The 2,630-nt window shown below is 58.3% G+C and carries 2 protein-coding genes; both read left to right on the forward strand.

The window, feature by feature from the left end; genetic code table 11:
• Positions 1-1,682, forward strand: a 1,682-nt coding sequence (locus AC1DZU_RS35410) for a type I secretion system permease/ATPase (RefSeq protein WP_477292081.1), incomplete at its 5' end; no start/stop codon positions are given.
• Positions 1,669-2,630, forward strand: a 962-nt coding sequence (locus AC1DZU_RS35415) for an HlyD family type I secretion periplasmic adaptor subunit (protein WP_477292083.1), incomplete at its 3' end; no start/stop codon positions are given. The genes AC1DZU_RS35410 and AC1DZU_RS35415, both read left to right, overlap by 14 nt.

The raw sequence follows: 2,630 nt of genomic DNA on the forward strand, positions 1-2,630 counted from the left end.
TAATTCTGCCTCTATACATGCTGCAGGTATATGATCGTGTTTTGCCCGCCGCCAATTTGGATACTCTCACGTACCTAACCTTGCTTGCGCTTTCGTCGCTTTTGCTATTCGGAGTGCTCGAAGTCGTGCGGGGCGTGTACGCAAGCCGACTCGCCGCGCGACTGGATGTCTCTTTGGGTACATCGTCTTTTCTGGCTGCAATGAGTGGCCCCCGCGCTGGACTCGGCGATGTCCAGGCCTTGCGCGACTTGGCCACGCTGCGGGGTTTCATCGCTTCACGAACGATTTTCTTTCTCTTCGATCTCCCTTTCGGGCCCATCTTCGTGGGCCTGCTTTATTTCATCCACCCGTTGCTCTTCCTTGTAACGGTCGTTGGAGCGGTTCTCATGGTCTCCATCGCCGTGCTGAACCAGGTCGCGAGTTCGCGGCCTAGCAAGGAGGCGGCGGAGAGTCTCGGCGCCGCAATGAATTCGGCGCAGGCCTTCGCGCGAAACTTCGAAACGGTCCGCGCACTCGGCATGGTGTCCAATGCGATAGAGTTCTGGGGCACCCGTTTTTCCGGCTCTCTACACGCCTCGGATGGGCTTGCTCGCACCAACGCATTTTACGGCGGTGTGTCCCGCACCACACGATCGGTACTGCAAATCGCGATATTGGGTGTCGGCGCTTATCTGGTTCTCCACAACGAGATGACCGCCGGTATGATATTTGCTTCGTCGATGATTTCGGCGCGCGCCTTGCAACCTCTTGATCAGATCATTGGAAGTTGGCGGCAGGTCATCGACGCCAATCTTGCCTGGAAGCGGCTTTCAGCTGCCCAATCAAGGTCCGGACCAAAGGAAAATGTTGCATTGCCCACGCCTCAAGGGGCGTTGAGCGCAGATCAAATAGTCTATCATCTTCCGGGTTCGGCCGACGGGTCGCTGCCGCTGATAAAACGCTTGACCTTTGAAGTCGCCGCCGGCGAAACAGTCGCGATCGTCGGGCCAAGCCAGGCTGGAAAATCGACGCTGGCGCGCCTCATAGTCGGTGCCATTGAGCCCCGTTCCGGAGCGATCCGCATCGATGGCGGCGATATTCGAAACTGGGATCCGGAGGAACTCGGCCGTCATATTGGCTATCTTCCGCAGGATGTGGAACTTTTCCCAGGGACCATCGGCCAGAACATCGCGCGTTTTGAGCCAAATGCGCCTGATGAGAAATTGGTTCAAGCAGCCCAGCAGGCGCAGGTGCATGAGCTTATCCTGGGTCAGAGGGATGGATATTCGACGGTGATCGGCCCGACCGGCGTTCGCCTCTCGGGTGGCGAGCGTCAGCGCATTGGGCTCGCACGTGCCTTTTACGGCGATCCCAAGATCCTGGTTCTCGATGAGCCCAATGCGAATCTTGATTCCGACGGCGAAGCCGCACTCGAGCGGGCGATCATCCAGGCGCGTTCACGAAAAACGACCGTGCTCGTCATAACCCACCGTCCCTCCCTCGCTTCCAAATGCGATCGTATACTCATGCTGCGCAATGGCCAGGTCGAGATCTACGGTTTGACCAAGGACGTGCTCGACCAACTTGCCCAGCGACGGGGCCAAGCGGCGGCCGCGGCCGCTCAGTCACATGACAACGAAGGAGTGGTGCCTTTCCCGTCAGCTGCTCGCGTGGAGGTAAAGGTCGCTAATGACGGTTCCTAGCCAAACCATCCAGATGGGCGCCAAGACGTATCGCTGGCAGCGCGACATCGATACACGCACGGATCGGATCACGCTGGCGGGATATGCAAGCGTGGCCGTTTTCGTGCTCGGCTTCGGGTTCTGGGCAGCCACTGCACCGATTGCCGGAGCAACGATCGCGCCGGGTGTGGTCGCAGCAGCTGGGCAGAATGTCATGATCCAGCATCTCGAAGGAGGTGTTGTCGGCAGCATTAGAGTTCGCGAGGGTGACAGGGTCTCAAGAGGCCAGGCCCTGATCGTGCTCGATCCGACGGTGGCGCAGTCCCAGCTCAACCGCGTTCTCAAGCAATGGGTAGCACAAAAAGCTGAAATTTCCCGGCTCGAAGCAGAACGGGACGGCCTTCAGAAAATTGTCTTGTCCAGTGACCTGGGAGCCTATTCAGGCGCTTCCGAGTACAGCGGTGTTTTCGCTGAACAAAACAAGGAATTCCAGGCGCGGCTAGCGCGTTACGGCGCGGAACAGGGGATTCTGAAACAAAGGGTGGCAGCTCTTCAGGACGCCGTTGTCGGGTTAAAGGCTCAGAAGCAGGCAGCCGAAAATCAGCTTGCGATCGTCAACGAGGAGACGGAAAGAAAAAAAGAGCTTCTGAAAAAAGGACTCACAAATCGTTCCGAATATACCGATCTTCTGCGCAGCACTGCCGAGCTGGTCGGCCAGGCAGGATCTCTGGAAGCGCAGATTGCCAGCTCCGCGACCCAGACCGTAGAAGCGCGCCAGCAGATTGAAAGGCTTACAACCAGCCGGGTCGAGGATGCCGTCACGGAACTGAACAAAGCCCGGGCACAGGTGGCGGACCTCGAGGAACAAATCAACGCTGCTCGATCGGTCCTGGAGCGGACGACCATCCGTGCCCCGGTGGACGGCATCATCGTCCGCTCGCTCTATAATTCCGAAGGCAGCGTCATCCG

It is taken from the genome of Mesorhizobium sp. P2_A12 (assembly GCF_056405075.1).